Annotated in this window: 16 protein-coding genes; 4 read left to right on the forward strand and 12 right to left on the reverse strand. The window is 38.3% G+C overall.

Annotation, left to right across the window (positions count from 1 at the left end):
* Positions 1–74: 74 nt before the first annotated feature.
* Both glcD and ACFSW4_RS09135 read left to right on the forward strand, forming a co-directional pair.
* Positions 75–1,481 (forward strand): glycolate oxidase subunit GlcD, encoded by a 1,407-nt coding sequence (gene glcD / locus ACFSW4_RS09130; protein ID WP_377328811.1) that lies wholly within the window; start codon positions 75–77, stop codon positions 1,479–1,481.
* A 12-nt stretch (positions 1,482–1,493) separates the two neighbouring features.
* Complete coding sequence (locus tag ACFSW4_RS09135; RefSeq protein ID WP_377328813.1) at positions 1,494–2,783, forward strand: (Fe-S)-binding protein; 1,290 nt, start codon at positions 1,494–1,496, stop codon at positions 2,781–2,783.
* A gap of 54 nt (positions 2,784–2,837) precedes the next feature.
* On the opposite strand, the gene ACFSW4_RS09140 is transcribed toward ACFSW4_RS09135, so the two are convergent.
* From ACFSW4_RS09140 to ACFSW4_RS09185, 10 genes are all read right to left on the reverse strand, one after another.
* Positions 2,838–3,812, reverse strand: a complete 975-nt coding sequence (locus ACFSW4_RS09140) for an ABC transporter ATP-binding protein (protein ID WP_377328815.1) — start codon at positions 3,810–3,812, stop codon at positions 2,838–2,840.
* Positions 3,781–4,800: an ABC transporter ATP-binding protein gene (locus tag ACFSW4_RS09145; RefSeq protein ID WP_377328817.1), complete on the reverse strand. Its 1,020-nt coding sequence runs from the start codon at positions 4,798–4,800 to the stop codon at positions 3,781–3,783. Before ACFSW4_RS09145 ends, ACFSW4_RS09140 begins: the two co-directional genes overlap by 32 nt.
* Before the next feature lie 42 nt (positions 4,801–4,842).
* Positions 4,843–5,673, reverse strand: coding sequence for an ABC transporter permease (locus ACFSW4_RS09150; RefSeq protein ID WP_377328819.1), 831 nt, complete (start codon positions 5,671–5,673; stop codon positions 4,843–4,845).
* 31 nt (positions 5,674–5,704) lie between these two features.
* The gene (locus ACFSW4_RS09155; protein ID WP_054751775.1) at positions 5,705–6,649 is read right to left on the reverse strand and encodes an ABC transporter permease; all 945 of its coding nucleotides are present in this window, start codon (positions 6,647–6,649) and stop codon (positions 5,705–5,707) included.
* A 54-nt stretch (positions 6,650–6,703) separates the two neighbouring features.
* On the reverse strand, positions 6,704–8,278 hold the full coding sequence (locus ACFSW4_RS09160; protein ID WP_377328821.1) for an ABC transporter substrate-binding protein: 1,575 nt from the start codon (positions 8,276–8,278) through the stop codon (positions 6,704–6,706).
* An 18-nt stretch (positions 8,279–8,296) separates the two neighbouring features.
* Positions 8,297–9,343, reverse strand: a complete 1,047-nt coding sequence (locus ACFSW4_RS09165) for a serine hydrolase domain-containing protein (protein WP_377328823.1) — start codon at positions 9,341–9,343, stop codon at positions 8,297–8,299.
* Between the two features lie 72 nt (positions 9,344–9,415).
* On the reverse strand, positions 9,416–10,318 hold the full coding sequence (gene murQ / locus ACFSW4_RS09170; RefSeq protein ID WP_377328825.1) for an N-acetylmuramic acid 6-phosphate etherase: 903 nt from the start codon (positions 10,316–10,318) through the stop codon (positions 9,416–9,418).
* Between the two features lie 27 nt (positions 10,319–10,345).
* Entirely contained in the window at positions 10,346–11,515 is a 1,170-nt protein-coding gene (locus ACFSW4_RS09175) for an anhydro-N-acetylmuramic acid kinase (protein ID WP_377328827.1), read from the reverse strand.
* Positions 11,516–11,678: 163 nt separating this feature from the next.
* On the reverse strand, positions 11,679–12,551 hold the full coding sequence (locus tag ACFSW4_RS09180) for a MurR/RpiR family transcriptional regulator (protein WP_054751786.1): 873 nt from the start codon (positions 12,549–12,551) through the stop codon (positions 11,679–11,681).
* A 68-nt stretch (positions 12,552–12,619) separates the two neighbouring features.
* Positions 12,620–13,579 (reverse strand): N-acetylglucosamine kinase, encoded by a 960-nt coding sequence (locus ACFSW4_RS09185; RefSeq protein WP_054751788.1) that lies wholly within the window; start codon positions 13,577–13,579, stop codon positions 12,620–12,622.
* Positions 13,580–13,842: 263 nt separating this feature from the next.
* On the opposite strand from ACFSW4_RS09185, the gene ACFSW4_RS09190 reads away from it, so the two are divergent.
* Entirely contained in the window at positions 13,843–15,405 is a 1,563-nt protein-coding gene (locus tag ACFSW4_RS09190; RefSeq protein WP_054751790.1) for a SpoIID/LytB domain-containing protein, read from the forward strand.
* A gap of 32 nt (positions 15,406–15,437) precedes the next feature.
* Here ACFSW4_RS09190 and ACFSW4_RS09195 read toward each other — a convergent pair whose 3' ends face one another.
* On the reverse strand, positions 15,438–15,926 hold the full coding sequence (locus ACFSW4_RS09195) for a VanZ family protein (protein ID WP_377328829.1): 489 nt from the start codon (positions 15,924–15,926) through the stop codon (positions 15,438–15,440).
* Between the two features lie 112 nt (positions 15,927–16,038).
* On the opposite strand from ACFSW4_RS09195, the gene ACFSW4_RS09200 reads away from it, so the two are divergent.
* The gene (locus ACFSW4_RS09200; protein ID WP_377328831.1) at positions 16,039–17,133 is read left to right on the forward strand and encodes a M20 peptidase aminoacylase family protein; all 1,095 of its coding nucleotides are present in this window, start codon (positions 16,039–16,041) and stop codon (positions 17,131–17,133) included.
* 23 nt (positions 17,134–17,156) lie between these two features.
* On the opposite strand, the gene proC is transcribed toward ACFSW4_RS09200, so the two are convergent.
* A complete protein-coding gene (proC, locus tag ACFSW4_RS09205) occupies positions 17,157–17,948 on the reverse strand; it encodes a pyrroline-5-carboxylate reductase (RefSeq protein ID WP_054751793.1) in 792 nt (263 codons plus the stop codon).
* Positions 17,949–18,009 lie beyond the last annotated feature (61 nt).

Raw genomic sequence — 18,009 nt, forward strand, 5'->3', positions numbered from 1 at the left:
TTTTTGTAATATTATTTCATTACCTTCACATTCATATTATAATAAAAAGTAAGATTAATAAAGGGAGAGATAGTATGATCCCAAATTCTTTTATTCAAAAAATCACAGACATTGTTGGTGAGTCGCATGTAGAGCATAGCGAAAGCGCAAGAATGGCTTACTCCTATGATGCAACTCCTAATTTCCAAAGTAAGCCTGACCTTGTTGTCAGCCCTAAAAATACGGAAGAAATATCTCAAATTGTAAAAGCATGCGGTGAACATCAAGTACCGATTGTTCCGCGCGGCTCGGGGACAAATTTGGCAGCAGGAACAACACCCACTCAAGGTGGCGTTGTGCTTTTATTTAATCGGCTCGATGAAATTCTCGAAATTGATGAGGAGAATTTAACCATAACAGTTCAACCAGGTGTGATTACTAAAACGATTTGCGACACGGTTGAAGAGAAGGGCCTTTTTTACCCACCTGATCCTAGCTCTATGAAAATATCTACAATCGGTGGGAACATTAACGAAAATTCAGGTGGCCTTCGTGGGTTAAAGTATGGCGTGACGAAAGATTACATACTAGCACTCGAAGTCGTGCTGCCGAATGGTGAAATTATACGCACAGGTGGTAAGCTTGCTAAAGATGTCGCAGGTTACGACTTAACGAAACTACTCGTTGGATCTGAAGGTACACTTGGAATCATCACAGAAGCAACATTAAAATTAATTCCAAAACCAGAAGCGAAACAGACTCTACTAGCCATTTATAAATCTATTGATCAAGCCTCGCAAACCGTCTCTAGAATCATAGCTAATAAAATGACGCCAGCGACCCTTGAGTTTATGGATCAGAAAACGATTAAAGCCGTTGAGGAGTTTTCGCATTTAGGTCTCCCAACTGATGCAGAGGCTGTTTTACTTATAGAACAAGACGGACCACCTCTGGTTGTTGAACGAGATATTGAGAGGATTGCAGCACTTTGTAAGCAAGAAGGTGCCATTGATGTACAAACGGCTCAATCAGAAACAGAAGCTGATAGGTTGCGTGAGGGGCGCAGAGCTGCATTGTCAGCCATTGCCCGGCTTAGTCCAACAACAATTTTAGAAGATGCAACTGTTCCAAGGTCTGAAATAGCACCAATGGTTCAGGAGATTAATAGAATTGCAGAAAAGCATAACGTAAACATTGCGACATTTGGTCACGCTGGAGATGGTAATCTTCACCCGACTTGTATGACGGATGCGCGGAATCAAGACGAAATGGAGCGAGTTGAGAAAGCTTTTGAAGAAATCTTTGCCTATGCGATTCATTTTGGCGGAACAATTACAGGCGAGCACGGTGTTGGTGAAATGAAGTCGCCTTATTTAGCTTGGAAAGTCGGCAATGCAGGGCTTGATGTGATGAAAAATATCAAAGCTGCATTTGATCCGCTTAATATTATGAATCCTGGAAAAATGTTCGCTAAAGAAACACGAAAACGAATCATACTTTAAGGTGGTGAACCGATGAATACCATTAGGGAAGATTTTGAAGAACGGATTGAAGAGAATGAACTTCTCAATTGTATGCGATGCGGTTTCTGCTTGCCGGCTTGTCCAACTTATGTTGAGACTAAAAGCGAAGTTCACTCGCCTAGAGGGCGAATTGCATTAATGAAGGCCGTACGTGATGGAGAAATCAAAGAATATGAAGAAGTTGAGCATTCTCTTAACGTGTGTCTAGGATGCAGAGCATGTGAGCCAGCATGCCCTGCCGGGGTTAATTATGGTCATATGCTGGAAGAAGCACGTGCCATTTTTGAAGAACATAAAAACCATTCTTTTAAAGAAAAAACTGTTAGAAAAACCGTGTTTCATAAGTTATTTCCTAATCAAAAACGAATGGAGCAAGCGACAAGTCTACTTAGCTTTTATCAAAAATCAGGACTTCAAAAAACGACTCGAAAACTTGGTTTTATGAAAATACTTCCGAAACATATGCAGCAAATGGAACGTGCCCTGCCCAAGGTCAGTCAGTCAAAACAACCGGAGGAGGCGATCTTTAAAGCTGAAGGAGAAACAAAAGCAACGGTTGCCATGTTTCGCGGCTGCTTAATGGATACCATGTTCCGCGAGACGAATCAATCGACTATTAAACTATTGAACAAGGCCGGTTGTGACGTTGTTGTACCCGATACGCAAAATTGCTGCGGGGCTCTACATGGTCATAGTGGTGAAAAGCAAGGTGCACTTGAGTTAGCCAAACAAAATATTGAGGCTTTTGAACAGGTGGACTGTGATTATATTATCACCAATGCTGGAGGATGCGGTGCTTTTCTACATGATTATGATTACTTGCTAAAAAACGATGCTAAATGGTCTGAGCGGGCTGAATCGTTCGTTAGCAAGATTATCGACTTCTCCAGCATTTTAGTAGAGCTAGGTTTTATGGATCATCATCTTGACGTCCCTTCACAAGTCGTCACTTATCAAGACTCCTGTCATTTGAGAAACGTCTTAGGGGTATCTGAAGAACCACGTCGGTTAATTCAGGCCATTAATGGCGCAGATTATGTGGAAATGGAAAAAGCGGATTCATGCTGCGGGTCTGCAGGGATTTATAATATCACCCAGCCAGAGATGTCCATGCAGATTTTAGACCACAAGATGGAACATGCAAGGGCAACTCAGGCACGTACAATTATTACTTCTAACCCTGGATGTTTAATCCAAATGAAACTCGGAATCGAGCGTGAAGGTCAATCTGATGTCATACGAGCCATTCATTTAGCAGACTTTTTGCTTGAGGCATTATAATGAAAACAAGGCTGTTCCTAAAGTTATAAAAACTTATAGGAACAGCCTTAATTTTTAATCATACAAATGACATGCTACCCAATGATCTTCTTCTATCTGCTTAAATTCTGGCTTTTCTTCAGCACATCGTTCATGAGCCATCGGACATCTCAATCGGAATGGGCATCCTGATGGAGGATCACTCGGATCGGGCACATCCCCTTGCAAAATTACTCGTTCTTTCTTTTCTTTTGGGTCAATACTTGGTATAGCCGATAATAAAGCTTTTGTATAAGGGTGTAATGGATTTTCATATAACTTATCTGTTGAAGCAAGCTCCATCATCTGTCCTAAATACATGACTCCGACCCGGTCACTCAAATGCTTAACAACATTTAAATCGTGCGAAATAAAAATATAAGTCAGGTTAAATTCTTTCTGTAACTTAATTAATAAATTAAGTATTTGAGATTGAATCGACACATCTAGTGCTGATACCGCTTCATCTAAAATAATTAATTTAGGGTTTAGTACTAATGCTCTTGCAATACTAATTCGTTGCCTTTGACCACCACTAAACTCATGTGGATAACGATCAAGTTGGTCCTTTGATAAACCAACTTTCTCGATCATATCAGCTGCTTTTTGCTCAGCTTCTTTCTTAGTAGCCATTTTGTGGGTTAACAACGGTTCCATCAATAATTTCTTCACGGTCATTCTAGGGTTTAATGAACTATAAGGATCTTGGAAAATTAATTGCATATTCTTCCGCATCTGTCTAAAAGAGCGCTTATTCACATCTAACAAATTATCCCCATAGAATAATACTTCTCCTTCTGTTGGTTCATGTAATCGGAGTATGGCACGCCCTGTAGTAGATTTCCCGCATCCACTTTCTCCAACTAAAGAAAATGTTTCATTTTCCTTCACATCAAAGCTGATGCCATCCACTGCTTTAACATAGCCATAGGTGCGTTTTAAAACACCGCCTTTAATCGGAAAATGTTTTTTTAAATTTTTAATTTCTAACACTTGTTGTGTATCGGTCATGGGCTTCTTCCTCCTCTTCATGTAACCAACATTTACTCGAATGGTCATCCTGAATTTGATAGAGTGGAGGCTCTTGTTCAAAACACCGCTCCATCGCATAAGGACATCTCGTCGCAAACCTGCAGCCCAAATCTTGATAATGATCAGGTGTCGGTACATTTCCTGGGATCGAATATAACTCTTCAGATTTATTTCCTAACGAGCGTATAGATGACAATAAACCTTTCGTATAAGGATGAGCTGCTTCCTCGAATATTTTTTCGACAGTCGATTCTTCTACAATTTGACCAGCATACATGACCGCTACCCTTTCACACGTTTCTAATATGACCCCTAAGTCATGCGTGATCATAAGGATAGCCGTATTGTGCAGATCAGAAAGTTCGTTCATTAAATCTAAAATTTGGGCTTGTATAGTTACGTCTAAAGCAGTAGTGGGTTCGTCAGCAATTAATAACTTAGGTTGACATATCAACGCCATCGCAATCATCACACGTTGTCTCATACCACCCGACAACTGATGTGGATATTCCTTCATGATTTGTTTAGGGCGCGAGATTCCTACTCTTTCCAACATGTCAACGCCCATTTGATACATTTCTTCTTTACTATAGTTGTTATGAATCTTTAATACTTCAAGTAGTTGATATTGAATGGTATATAAAGGATCAAGTGCAGTCATCGGCTCTTGAAAAATCATAGAGATTTCACTACCACGAACGTTACGCATCTCGCTTTTTGATAAAGTAGTTAAATCCTTTTTAGTGTTAGTATTGAGTTCAATCGAGCCTTCATTAATGTCTAGTACGTCTGGTAATAAGTTCATGATCGCGAGCGATGTTAAACTTTTACCACTTCCAGACTCCCCTACGATTCCATACTTCATTTTTTCATCTATTTTAATATTAATATCTTTAATAATATTAAATTCTTTCTTTTTAGTCTTATAATTAATAGATAAATTTTCTATATTCAACAAAGGGTTCATCTTAAACCTCCTCGGTTTGTGGCTATACTTAAAATGACGATCTTATTGTCTTAATTTAGGGTCTAATAAGTCCCTCAAACTATCACCCAATAAATTAAAACAAAAAATCGTAATCACAATTGCACCTGCCGGGAATAAAATCGTCCATGGCGCAAATTCCATATAAGTTCTAGCATCATTCAGCATAACGCCCCAAGATGGATCTGGTGGTTGTACCCCTAACCCAAGGAAGCTTAACGCTGCTTCAGTTAAAATCGCGCCTGATAACGCCAAGGTAATTTGAACAATAAACGGCGCCATGATATTCGGTGTAATATGTCTAATGATAATTAGTGAGGGCTTTACTCCAATAGCCTGGGCATTTGTAATATATTCGTTTTCTTTAACTGTCATTACTGCTGATCGAACTAGTCTAGTAAAGACAGGCATAAACACAATACCAATCGCAATCATCGTATTAGTCAAATTCGGACCCAATACCGCTATAATGGTAAGGGCAAGTAGTATATCTGGAAATGCAAAGAAGACATCCATAATTCTCATGATGATTTGGTCAGCCTTACCTTGAAAATAGCCACTGATTAATCCAAATATTAAACCACCTATCGCTCCTATGCCTACCGCAATTAGACCAACTTGCAAGGACACTTGTGCTCCATATATAATGCGAGAGAAAATATCTCGACCAAATTCATCGGTTCCAAATAAAAATTGACTACTCGGCCCTTCAAGAGTATGATTTGTAAACATTTGATCCGGTTTATATGGAGCAATTAAAGGCGCTAATAGAGCTAATATGACAACTAGCACGATACCAATTAATCCAACTAATCCCACTTTGTCATCTGTTAATTTTTGAAGAAACTCTTTCATGAAGCATCACACACTTCCTTCGCGTATTGTTTTATTTATAAGTGATTCTTGGATCTAAATAGGAATAAAGTAAATCTACTAGTAAATTAACCAATACGAACACAAAAGCAATAAACAAAATCGCACCTTGAATCACTGTAAAATCTCTTTGATTGATACTGGTTAATACGAGTTGTCCTAAGCCCGGTAATGAAAAGATTTGCTCAATAATGACAGTACCGCCCAGTAAAACACCAATTTGCATACCTATTATGGTTAGAATAGGAATCATGGCATTTCTAAGAGCATGATTAAAAATAACTAAGCGTTCCTTTGCCCCTTTGGCTCTAATCGTTCTAATAAAATCTTGCCTCAATATTTCTAAAATAGAAGAACGAGTCATCCTCATAACAGCCCCAGCCATAGCAGTTCCTAAAACGATGGAAGGTAATAATAGAATTTGAAGATTTTTAATAGGATCTTCAAAGAATCCAACATATCCAACAGGCGGACTATATGAGAAGGTTAAAGCCAATACAAGTATAAGTACGGTTGCTAAAGCAAAGTTTGGAATCGATACACCTAATAACGAAATAATTCTCACTGTGAAATCTGTTTTCGTATTTCTCTTGATTCCTGCAATAATTCCTAGTGGAATTGCAATAATCCAGGAAAGAATGGCAGACAGCATAGTTAGTTCAAAGGTAATTTTAAAACGGCTAAGAATGTCCGGTAATACTTCTCTTCCAGTACGCATGGATTCACCAAAATCACCGACTAACACACCACTCATCCATGTTATGTATTGTTCTAAGACTGGACGGTCTAATCCGAAGTCTTTTCTTAATTGAGCTAATGCTTCTTCTGTTGCGTCCGTACCTAAAATGGTCTGAGCTACATCCCCAGGGATGATACGAAGTGTAAAGAAAATAACCACTGACACACCAAATAGTACAGGTATTAACATTAATAAACGTCTTAAAATATATGCATACATGTCGCTCACCCTTAATAATGAGAGGCTGCTTAAATTAAGCAGCCTCTTTTTAATTTATTGTTTTGATACTTCAACAATGTCTTCCCCATCATGAGGATAAGGAGTAAAATTAACTACTGAATCTCTGACTGCTACATATTTCATTGGAGACACAAGAAATAAGTTTGGTGATAATTCTAGTAGGCGTTCTTGAGCTTTGTTGTAAATTTCCTTACGTTGTTCTTGGTCAACTGTAACCTTACCTTCTTCAACTAGAGAGTCAAACTCAGAATCAGAGAATCCCCAAACATTAGCTGAACCTTCTGTATTAAAGAAATAATTTAACGATCTGTCCGGATCAGTACCAGAACCATTTCTTCCAATAAGAACATCAGCTGATGTGTTAGACCAAGTATCTATATACTCGCCCCACTCAATTTGATTAATCTCGGCATTAACACCAATTTCTTTCCACTGTTGCTGTAATAATTGTGCCGTATCTACCATGTCAGCGTAAGTTGAAGCTGTGGTGATTGTAATGTCAAAACCGTCGGCATAACCCGCTTCTTCTAACAGAGATTTAGCTTTTTCAATATCATGCTGGTAAAGTTCGTGACTTTCAACGTCTATTGCCCAATCACCCATAGACGGTGCTACAGGTCCTGAAACAACTGCATCACCACTCCATACAATATCGGTAATGGCTTGACGGTTTGTCGCTAAACTTAGAGCCTGCCTTACTTTCGGATCATCTAGTGGTTCTGCATTTACATTAAATCCTACATAGCTATACTCTAAAGATTGATAGTCTTTCACTTCAATGTTCTCTTCATTACTGATTAGTTCAGCTGATTGCGCCGTTAAAGTGGTTAAATCAACTTCACCTGTACGAATGGCAGATAGTCTTGCTGATTCCTCTTTCATCGTATAATAAATAACTTCATCTAACTTCGGCTGCCCATCAATAAAATAATTTTCATTTTTTACTAGATTAACTCTACTATCAGCAACCCACTCTTCAAATTTAAATGGACCTGTACCAACTGCCACCTGCTGCAAGTCCCCGTTCTCTTCAATCACTTCCTGGTCAACAATAGCGGCACTTGCATTCGTTAAGTTAGATAAGAAAGTTGCATCAGGATTACTTAGATTGAACTGCACTTCATAATCCCCTACAACTTCTATACTTTCTACATTTGAAAAATAAGATGCAATATGCGATGCTGTTTCTTCTGCTAAAATTCTTTCGAAACTGTATTTAACATCTTCAGCTGTGACTTCATTTCCGTTATGGAATTGAACACCTTCACGCAATGTAAACACATAAGTCGTATCATTTGGTTGATTCCACTCTTTTGCTAAGTCAGGCACAACCTCCATGTTCTCATCAAACGAGACTAATCCACTATAAACTTGAGAGTAGATTCTAACAGATGAATGTGCAGGTGTTTTATGAGGGTCTAACCCCGCAGGCTCTTGATCATTAGCAATTTTCAGCACCTGTTCTGCATCGGTTTCTTTTGCCTCTTCTCCCTCTGTGCCTTCATTTTGCGAATCTGAATCATCATTTCCTCCCACGTTCGTACAAGCAGCTAGTACTAACACGAATAAAAGCAACACACTTACTAGTAACCCTTTACGATTAAACATCATTTTCTCCCCTTTTAATTATATAAATTCATCCATAATCGCCTTAAAGACTTCTTCACGAAAACCTTGTAAATTTTGAGGCTGTTTCGTATTTAAACGATTAGTCAGTAAAACAACATTCAATTGATGTTCTGGTACTATCCAAATTGCAGTTCCCGTAAATCCTGTATGGCCCATCCCCGCTGGAAACGGTCTACCTGAATGCCAGCCTAATCCCCTTTGACCTACTTGATTTTCTAAAGACTGATTGATCAGTTCTTCGTTTAGGAAGACTTCATGGTTATAAACTCCTCCTTTCAAATATAAATCATTCAATTTAATAAGGTCCTTTACTGAACCAAACAACCCGGCATGTCCTGCTTGACCGTTAAAAAAGTAATATGTATTGCCATCGTTTACTTCGCCAATGATCGGTTGATCTGTTTGACGCCATTGATTAAAGTCTAAACCCCGATTTTTGCACATGCCCATCTCTGTACGATTACCGAATTCAGTAGCGGCTATATTACTAGCGTTCAAAGGACCATAAGAAAAGTCACTACTTAGTCGTTTATTAAGATTTTGGTTCACTATTTGGTTAAGATCGGTAGAATACTCATGCTCCAACACTTTACCAAGTAACATATAGTTCAAATCACTGTACTCAACTTTTTCTCGTCCATCATGCTTGATCTCAATATCATCTAATAGTTTAAAAAAGTTTCTTTCAGGTAAATGAGTATAAAAAGGATGCCATGCTTTTATCCCTGAAGAATGAGTTAATAACTGATGAATAGTAATAGACGATAATTCCTTTTGTTGAATAGGTAAGCAATCACCTAATTGTGTTTTTAGCGATAACTTCTGATTTGTAATTAATCTAAGTATTAAGGTAGACGTGACAATTTTAGTTAAACTCGCTAAATCAAAAACCGTCTCACTAGTAACTTTTTGTGATTGATTTATATTCGTATAGCCAAGTGATTGTTCAAATACTAAATCATCATCCTTAATAACTGTACAAACGGCACCTGAGAAATACTCCCTCTCTAAATATTGATCTAGGATCGATTTCAACAATTGCATAATAACTCCCCAATTGAGCATTTGTTTTTCTACTTTTCTAAAAATTTTATTTAAAAAATAATGTGAATATACCTATCTACTATTTCCAATCGCTTCTCTTACAAAGCCTTGAGATTGTTCTAACAGTAATTTAGCCTGACTATAATCCACATTTGCGAGGATCATGACAATAGCTGGTTTTACTTTGAACCCTGTTTTTAACAGAACCTCTTCAGCCTCTTCATAGCTAACATTTGTCGCTTCATGCACGATCTTTTTACAACGTTCCTTCAACTTATAATTAGTAGCATTAACGTCTACCATTAAATTCTGGTAAACCTTCCCGTATTTAACCATGGAAGCTGTAGAAACCATGTTTAAAATCATTTTATGGGCAGTAGCAGCCTTCAGTCTTGTTGATCCAGTAAGAATCTCAGGTCCCGTTATAACTTCAATAGCAATATCGGCATACTCGCTGATTTCTGAGCCCTCATTACTGGAAAGACTGATTGCTTTAGCTCCAATCTTCTGCGCATATGACAAAGCACCCTTCACATATGGAGTTCTACCACTTGCCGCAATACCAATGACGACATCGTTTTCAGTTATGCCATGTTCTTTAAGATCATGAACTCCTAGATCAAAATCATCCTCTGCCCCTTCTACTGCTACCATTAAGGCATCCATTCCACCAGCAATAATCGCCTGAACTTTTTCAGGTAACGTACTGAACGTTGGAGGACATTCAACGGCATCCAATAATCCAATTCGACCACTCGTACCTGCTCCAACATAAAACAACCTACCCTCATTAATAAAAGAATGATAGACTGCCTCAACTGTTTCCTCAATTTCAGGTAGGACTTTATTAATCGCTTTCGGAATTAATAAATCTTCTTCATTCATCAGTTGCAGGATACTATCTGTTGACATTTGATCCAATTGCTTTGATTTAGGATTATGCGTTTCTGTTGTTAATTTAGTTAGTTTTTTCATCAATAAACCTTCCTAATTAAAAATTTATTACCAAGAGATTTTTCCCATTACCACTTGCTTCTCGGCACCAGTAGCAGCTGGTAAATTATTCGGCTTTTTATTAAAGCCTAAATACCCTAGCAATGCAAAAACAATCGCTTCCTTAGCATCCATATTCATCCCAAGCTCTTGTGTAGAATGTACCGTGACATGATTCGATAATTGTTTCTCTAAATTAACTATAAGGTGCCTGTTATTCCAACCTCCACCACTAATATAAATGGATTCAATGTGATCCGTCTCTACATGATAGCGAAGCGACCTAGCTAAAGTTTGAACCGTTAACTCAGTTATAGTCGATATTCGATCTAGTTCACTAATACGTTTATCATCCGCTTCTTTCCATAACTTTTCAGCATATTCAATACCGAATTGTTCTCTTCCAGTACTCTTTGGTGGAAGTTTTGAATAATATGGGTGATTCAATAATTCATTTAACCATTCTGTATGAACTTTCCCACGGCTTGCATACTTACCATCGGGGTCAAATGATTCCTTTCCGTTTGTATACCAATTCACAAAGGCATCTATTAACATATTACCTGGTCCTGTATCGTACGCTATGACGTCTTCAGGTTTACAAGCTTTTTTTAAAACGGTTAAGTTTGAAATACCACCGATATTAACTAGTATTCTTCCACTGTGTTCTGAACGAAGTAAAGTGTAATCTACAAACGGAACTAATGGGGCACCCTGACCGCCCACCGCAATATCCCTTGTTCTAAAGTCCCCAATGGTAGGGATACCGGTTTTCTCCGCAATAACACTAATATCCCCGATTTGTAAGGTGCTCGGTTGATGTAGAGAATCGTCTTCGTGAATGATTGGGTCATGGTAGATCGTTTGGCCATGTGAACTAATTAAATCAATGTCTTCATGACTTAACCCGGACTTTTGAATCGTGGTATTGACTGCGTTTGCAAATACATCACCTAACAACATATTCATTGATGAAATATCAGGTGATTGACTGCTCGGTTGTACGATTGACCGTAATCGCTCACTTAATTGATGACTATAAGGCACTGTAGAAAAATGTACGAGGTTAAAATCTATGTTCCCATTTTGTTCTTCAAAATCCACAATGGCTACATCAACTCCATCAAGAGATGTACCAGACATGATTCCACAGACTCTCATCCGAGTATTAGTCTCCATTAAACAGATTCCCCTTTTATGTAAGCGCTATAATTATAATATTAATTGAATTAAAATAAAAAATCAATATTATCAGTAAATTAATAAAATAATATTTCATGATTCTACAAAAATAAAAACACTCAAAATCAGGATGGCCCCGTTATCGAGTGTTTTGATATTTTTATTTCTTCTTTTTCACTTTATTTTGTAAATCTCTAATAGCTGTACGTGTTGAGTCTAAATAATCGACTGTTTGTTCATAAGATTTAGAAGCTAAGCACATAAACAAAATATCTATAACGTGGAGCTGAGCTAATCGAGATGATGTTGCTCCACTTCTAAATGAAGCTTCCTTTGTTGCTGAAGTATATAAATTAATGTCCGCTTGATCCGCAACCATTGAGCGTCCATATTTAGTTAAACTGATGGTCTTGGCTCCTTGAGAATTAGCAATCTCAAGAATTTTAGCTACTTCATGTGTCTCACCGGAGAAAGAAATTCCAAATACAATATCTCTCTCATCCGTATTCGCCACTGCAGTTGCGGCCATATGTAAATCTGTTAAAACAAATGCTGCACGGTTAATCCTTATTAACTTTTGATAAGCATCAATGGCAGGAATACTTGAAGCCCCAACGCCAAAAATGTAAATTCGATTGCCTTCTAACAAAGCATTTACCGCCTGATTTAAGCTATCTGTGTCTATTAAATCAGCTGTCTCTTGAATCGTTTGTACACTATTTAATGTAACCTTTTCTATCGTAGTCGTGTGAGGCTCATTAGGTTCAATGTCTCTAAATTCCATCACGTCATTACGCTGAAGGTCTCCTGCTACGCGTAATTTTAACTCCTGAAAACCTTTTAATTTTAGTGATTTACACAATCGAATGACAGCCGCACTACTTGTTTCGCTTTCTTTTCCGAGCTCAGTTGCTGTCATATTAATGGCTTTCTCAGGATAATCTAGAATAAATTGAGCAATTTTCCGTTCAGAAGGAGGAAGTTTACTTTTCATTTCATTTAACATAAAGATTCCTGCATTGGTACGTCCCATATTCAAATTTCCTTTCTACGTTTTATATGATCATTAATTTTACTATCCACAATTATGCCATATCATGTTTAGTATTGTTCATTAATTCGATTAACAAACTCGTCATCTCTTTTAACACCTAATTCGTTTAATGCTGCTATGACCGCTCCAAACACTGGTTCAACCTTGATGGTTTCTAAACTAACAGGATACTTTATATGTTCCTTTAATTTCGGAATCATGATATCGGCACGTTTAAAAATCCCACCTGATAATATAACAGTAATGGTTTCAGCTTCTTTATTACGAGACTTAATAAGTGTATTAATTGAATGCGCAATATCTTTAGAAATTGAATGTATGATTTCGTTAGCAATAGAATCACCATCAGCGGCGCATTCAAATGTTAAGGGACTAATTTCTGCAACCTTCACCCTATGATTCGGCGCATTGTAAATAACTTTAACTAATTCTGGCACTTCTTCACAATTAAAATGCTTAAGCAGTCGAGGGGTTAAAGATGTTACAGAACCTCTTCCATCAAAACTTTGAAAAACAGCTGCTAGTGATGCTTCACCAATGGCAAAACCACTTCCTAAATCATCAAATAAATAGCCCCATCCACCCACACGATCAATTTTATTATTAAATAAAGACAATGTGATGGAACCTGTCCCAGAAATATGTACAATACCGTCTTCTCCAAGTGTCCCCGCATATAGAGCGTTAATGGCATCGTTATTCATAACCACTTGCATTTGAGAATTTTCACATTGACAGGCAAAAAGACCTTTTAATAAGTTATAATTTTTGGTCTCACCGATCCCAGACATACCGGCAAAGCATAACTTACAGGCATTAAATTGTTTTAGAGCTTGTTTTTCTAATTCGTTAAAAATATAGTTTATGGTTTCGGCCAATTCTTCTTTCATCATTGCATTGGGGTTACTTGGGCCTGTTGTTACTGAAGCATATACGTTACCAAACTCATCGGCTAATATCGCTTTTGTTTTTGTTCCTCCACCGTCAATTCCAATCACATACGTCATTAATCTCACACTTTCTGAAGTATTAACTCTATTATAATTACTTGACATAATAATTTAAATACTTTTATTTTTTATTAAAAATTAATTTCAATTAACCTATCTCAAAAGCTATATTATTTTAGCACTACGTTAATAGTATAAATTTGTAAATCTATCATTCTAAACTATTATTTTATGATTGATAGTTTAATTTTGAAAGGTTTTTTCAGTCTTTAATCAAATATTGTAGAAGAAAATACTTTTTTGTAAAAGGAGTGATTGCTTTGAATCGCTTGCTAAAGGTTATCATGTTTTCACTAGTTCTAAGCGCTTTAATATCAGTAAGTATATTGACCATAACAGCAGAAGAGCAAGATCCTGATATTCGGATTGGTGTTGTTCCTAATGCCGAACAACTGACAATTGGTGGTGAAGGAAATTTTTCTGTGATTAATAAGGAAACAGGTGAGGTCATCTTCTCTGGAACAGATGACCATGTCCTAGCAGAACTGGATTCGACTGGCACCATCCAATCAAATTACCGTCTACAAGTATCTTGGACAACTTCTGAATCATCTAAGAATAACTGGGTAGAAGCAGCTCAGGCTGAGGGTTATGCTACCTACGTTGAAGATTACAATGGTGGATGGAGACTTTTTATCGGTGAATTTGCACCTGATGCCCCGTGGAGTGACCGTAATGATTTTCGAAACGAAGTCATTGACAAAGGACTAGCCGGCACAGACTCATTCTGGAAGGTTGTAACTATAAATGAAGGAAATTCATCTGTTAAATTAACCTTTCAAAATGAAACTGTGAACTTGGAAAATGCCGTTGTTTTACAATCTGATGATGGAATTGTTTCAATTAATGGTACACGTTACCGCGGTCTAGCTGAAGTAGGGTTTAACTCATCAGGTACATTGGCTGGAATTAACGAATTACCAGTTGAGGAATACTTAAAAGGTGTTGTTCCTAGAGAACTCCCTCCAGTTCCATATGGAGAGTTAGAAGCACAAAAATCACAAGCTATTGCAGCACGCACTTACACATTTGCTAACTTAGGTAAACGTAGTTCTGATGGATATGATCTATTGCCAACAACCTCTGACCAAGTTTACGGAGGCTATGATGCAGAGCACCCAATCTCATCACAGGCCATTGAAGAGACTAAAGGGGTCGTTGCAACCTATAATGACAATCTTATTACGGCCGTTTATCATTCAACAAGTGGTGGGTTTACGGCTAATAATGAAGATGTTTGGAGCTCAGGAGCTGTAGAATATTTAAGAGGAGTGCCAGATTCTGAGCGTGGTGAAGCACCCGAAAATGTTCCAGATCTATCTGTATTCAAAAATGCCGCAAATTCAACTTCTCTTCGCGCAGTTAAGAATGGAGATTTTGAATCTGATTGGTCTAAATATCACCGTTGGAACTTTGAGTGGTCGTCTGAAGAAATCTCTCAAGTATTAAGTGGTTACTATAATACCGATGTTGGAGAAGTTTACGAGATTAATGTACTCGAACGCTCAGACTCAGGTCGTGTGTTAGAAATAGAATATGTGACTGAAAACGGCACTTTCTATGAATATAAAGATCGTGTTCGTTGGTCGTTACCTTATATCACTGCAGATGGTATCGAACGTATTTTATTAAGTACGTTATTTTATATCGAACCTGTTCAACATGATGATGGCACTGTCGGGTTTAAAGCTTACGGTGGCGGCTGGGGCCATGGAGTTGGCTTATCGCAAACCGGCGCTGTCGGTATGGCTGAAAAAGGTTCTTCCTATGAAGATATATTAAAACATTACTATCAAGGCATTGAGCTTGATACACTATATTAATTCAAAAAGCTCGGGAGTGAACGCCCGAGCTTCTATAATCTTTCTTTTTTAAAATATAAAAAAAATAATGCAACAAATATTCCTACCAATCCACCAAATGCATCAATAGCGACGTCACCATAATAGGGCGTACGTCCAGGTGAAAAGCTTTGACTCAGTTCATCAGAAATCGCAAAATGAATCAGCAAGAAGTATGTCATGGCAATCTGGATAAACCTCTTAGAATCTAGTATTTTTAAAACCGCTACGTAGATTAAAAGGGCCAAAATAAAATACACGCCAAAATGAGCGAGTTTTCGAATTAGAAATTCTACGAATGGCTCGAGACCCATAACTTCCACGCTTCTAGTTGAATGATAATAAGTGAATTCAATTTTCTCTAAAAAAGGTCTTAAAGTTTCTAGAGGGAGATATTGAGATAGAAAAGGCTCCATCTCCTGCTCGTCCGCTGACTGGCTAGAAAACCCGAAGATCACCCCCACCCATACTAGAGGTAGCCCCCACCATTTAAGTTCCTTCATGTTTGATCATCCTAACTTTTTTCCTAGAACCTATTATAAAAGATTGAAACGGCTTTTGCAGTGTGCTAATCTTTTTAAAAATCAGATTATATTTTTAAAGGAGATGTTCACCATGATTTCCATTCAGGACGTTTTCAATCACTTACATACTCATGCTGAAATTAGCTGGGAAGAGTACGAAACAACTAACTATATTAAAAAACTGCTAGAATCTGAAGGGGTGCAGCAGGTGAGGACATTTCCTGATATCCCTGGCTTAGTCGCTGAGATTGGTTCAGGTAAACCCGTTGTTGCTGTCAGAGCAGATATGGATGCGTTATGGCAAGAAGTGGATGGTGAATTTAAGGCGAATCACTCATGCGGACACGATGCGCATATGACGATTACAATTGGTACTTTACTATCGCTGAAGGATCAGCCTTTACACGGAACTGTGCGTTTTCTGTTCCAGCCTGCTGAAGAAAAAGGTAATGGGGCTTTAACGTTCGTGAGTCAAGGTCTAGTCGATGATGTTGACTACTTATATGGCATGCACTTAAGACCAGCAGAGGAGTTAACGTGCGGCGAGTTTTCGCCTGTGATTAAACACGGTGCGGCTCGGTTTATTTTTGGTGAAATTAATGGTGATGACGCTCACGGCGCAAGACCACATTTAAATTCTAATGCGATCAACGTGGCAACCGAATTAAACAATCATATCTGTGGTATAGGCATTAACCCGATGGTTCCTCATTCAATCAAAATGACTCAGTTAATGGCTGGCGGAAAAAATGCCAATATTATTCCTGGAAATGCAAAGTTTTCGGTTGATTTAAGAGCTCAAACAAATGAGGGAATGGAAGCCCTTGATTTGCAGCTTAGAAAAGCATGCAATACGTTAGCGAATTTTTACGACGTCGAAATTAACCTGTCAATCGGGGCTGATGTCGCCGCATCCGTGACAAACGATGATGCGACCGAAAAGATGAGCGAAGGAATTATTGCTGCAGCTGGCAAGGAAAAATTAAAAGAACCGATCGTCACAACAGGCGGAGACGATTTTCACTTTTATACGATTAAACGACCTCATTTAAAAGCTACCATGCTCGGAATAGGTTGCGATTTGAAGCCTGGATTACACCACCCGGATATGACGTTTGATTTTGATGTCATTCCGAAGTCGGTTGAGGTTATGACTCAGACGGTCTTAAACACATTAAACCCCTAAGGCGAGTACCTTAGGGGGTTGGATTACTTTTTAAAACAAGCATCAATTGCTTTAATGACGGAACCTCTGAAACCATCTTCTTCTAAGGATGCCAAAGCACGAATAGTCGTGCCGTTTGGCGTTGTGACATGATCTTTCAGTTCACCAGGATGAAGTCCGGTTTCCATGACCATTTTAGCAGCGCCGTACACTGCTTGTGTCGCAAGTTCGTAGGCTAATTCACGCGGAATGCCCTGCCTAACTGCCCCATCTGCCATCGCCTCGATAAAGACATAAACGTAAGCAGGAGATGATCCACTAACTGCCGTAACAGCATTCATGAGGTCTTCTTTAACCATTTCGGCTTTTCCGTAACTAGAGAACAGTTCCTGCAGTTCTTCTAGATCTTGATTCGTGACGTTATCATTTGGACAATACGCGGTCATACCTTCTCCAACGAAAGATGGCGTGTTGGGCATTGTTCGCACCACTTTCGTGTATTTTGAGAACAAGTTTTCCATTTCATTAAGTGTTACACCGACCGCAATAGTTACAATAATTGTGTCCTTATTAACATGAGTACGGACTTCTTCAATCACATCTGGATAAGCATACGGTTTTACAGCTAAATAGAGCACATCACTTTCAGCCGCTACTTTCTTATTATCGCTACCCATTTCGATACCGAACCGATCGGTTACATAGTTGATCGTTTTGTCGGTAACAGCCGTCGCTTGGATCTGTTCGGGCGAATAACCACCGTAAGTAATCATGCCATTAATAATTGATTGTGCCATTTTCCCACACCCGATAAATCCTATGGTACGGATTGCCATGCCACACACCCCTTTCGTAAAATGAATTTTAATTTAATTGATATCATACCTTTATTGTACC

The sequence above is a fragment of the Piscibacillus salipiscarius genome, assembly GCF_042685285.1.
Taxonomy (GTDB): domain Bacteria; phylum Bacillota; class Bacilli; order Bacillales; family Alkalibacillaceae; genus Piscibacillus; species Piscibacillus salipiscarius.

Bases quoted from the DNA above. Each gene is read 5' to 3' on its own strand.
- ACFSW4_RS09145 (WP_377328817.1), bottom strand. From the start codon at position 4,800: ATGAACCCTTTGTTGAATATAGAAAATTTATCTATTAATTATAAGACT.
- ACFSW4_RS09140 (WP_377328815.1), bottom strand. From the start codon at position 3,812: ATGACCGATACACAACAAGTGTTAGAAATTAAAAATTTAAAAAAACAT.
- proC (WP_054751793.1), bottom strand. From the start codon at position 17,948: ATGGCAATCCGTACCATAGGATTTATCGGGTGTGGGAAAATGGCACAA.
- ACFSW4_RS09165 (WP_377328823.1), bottom strand. From the start codon at position 9,343: ATGCAATTGTTGAAATCGATCCTAGATCAATATTTAGAGAGGGAGTAT.
- ACFSW4_RS09180 (WP_054751786.1), bottom strand. From the start codon at position 12,551: ATGGGACGTACCAATGCAGGAATCTTTATGTTAAATGAAATGAAAAGT.
- ACFSW4_RS09150 (WP_377328819.1), bottom strand. From the start codon at position 5,673: ATGAAAGAGTTTCTTCAAAAATTAACAGATGACAAAGTGGGATTAGTT.
- ACFSW4_RS09200 (WP_377328831.1), top strand. From the start codon at position 16,039: ATGATTTCCATTCAGGACGTTTTCAATCACTTACATACTCATGCTGAA.
- ACFSW4_RS09185 (WP_054751788.1), bottom strand. From the start codon at position 13,579: ATGACGTATGTGATTGGAATTGACGGTGGAGGAACAAAAACAAAAGCG.
- ACFSW4_RS09155 (WP_054751775.1), bottom strand. From the start codon at position 6,649: ATGTATGCATATATTTTAAGACGTTTATTAATGTTAATACCTGTACTA.
- glcD (WP_377328811.1), top strand. From the start codon at position 75: ATGATCCCAAATTCTTTTATTCAAAAAATCACAGACATTGTTGGTGAG.
- ACFSW4_RS09175 (WP_377328827.1), bottom strand. From the start codon at position 11,515: ATGGAGACTAATACTCGGATGAGAGTCTGTGGAATCATGTCTGGTACA.
- ACFSW4_RS09135 (WP_377328813.1), top strand. From the start codon at position 1,494: ATGAATACCATTAGGGAAGATTTTGAAGAACGGATTGAAGAGAATGAA.
- ACFSW4_RS09195 (WP_377328829.1), bottom strand. From the start codon at position 15,926: ATGAAGGAACTTAAATGGTGGGGGCTACCTCTAGTATGGGTGGGGGTG.
- ACFSW4_RS09160 (WP_377328821.1), bottom strand. From the start codon at position 8,278: ATGTTTAATCGTAAAGGGTTACTAGTAAGTGTGTTGCTTTTATTCGTG.
- murQ (WP_377328825.1), bottom strand. From the start codon at position 10,318: ATGAAAAAACTAACTAAATTAACAACAGAAACGCATAATCCTAAATCA.